The sequence below is a fragment of the Devosia riboflavina genome (genome assembly GCF_000743575.1).
Taxonomy (GTDB): domain Bacteria; phylum Pseudomonadota; class Alphaproteobacteria; order Rhizobiales; family Devosiaceae; genus Devosia; species Devosia riboflavina.
The window spans coordinates 1-577 of record NZ_JQGC01000099.1 but is presented as its reverse complement, the minus strand read 5'-3'; the positions used below and the strand labels follow the sequence as shown (position 1 = coordinate 577).

At 63.6% G+C, this 577-nt stretch carries 1 protein-coding gene; it reads right to left on the bottom strand.

Annotated elements, in window-relative coordinates; all coding sequences use genetic code 11:
* The coding region (locus JP75_RS24880; RefSeq protein WP_035088035.1) for a phosphoribosyltransferase at window positions 1-422 on the bottom strand (422 nt) is incomplete at its 3' end.
* Window positions 423-577 lie beyond the last annotated feature (155 nt).

Sequence of the window (577 nt, the reverse complement as noted above, 5' to 3'; positions counted from 1 at the left end):
AGCGTCTTGCCGCCCGTTGGGCTCGTTATCGAACTCATCGGCTCGGCCAGATCCTCGCGATACCAGAATTTGCGTGACGTCCCGAGCGCCACCGAACGGCTATGGCCGAGCCGGCGGGCGACATTGTTGGCCAGCGGCAGGCCGAGCGTCGGCACCCCGATGATCACGTCCGGTGCATAGGGGAGTAGTAGCGCCGTCATGGCGGTCGCAAGCTCGTCCTCGACTGCGAAGCTCGCCTGGTTGACGATGAGCGAGCACACGGCCCTCGTGCCGTCTCCGGGCAGGACGCGGATCGGCAGCAGCAATTGCCGCCCGTCCGGCAACTGCGCCGGATAACCGTTGGCGAACCCGGCTTCGGGGTTCGTTTCATAGGTGCCGGCGGGCACGATCTCCTGCCAGAAGGTGTGCGGGAGGATGGGCACGGGGAAACTTCTCCTTGAAGCAGCCAGGCGAATGGCCGATGGATATTTCTCTCTTTACCCACGACGTGCAGGACCGCCAATGTTTTCCGGCGATAACGATCCCTTCGAAATCGAAAAGATGACGGCCCTGCGCCGTGACTTTCACGCCCACCCCG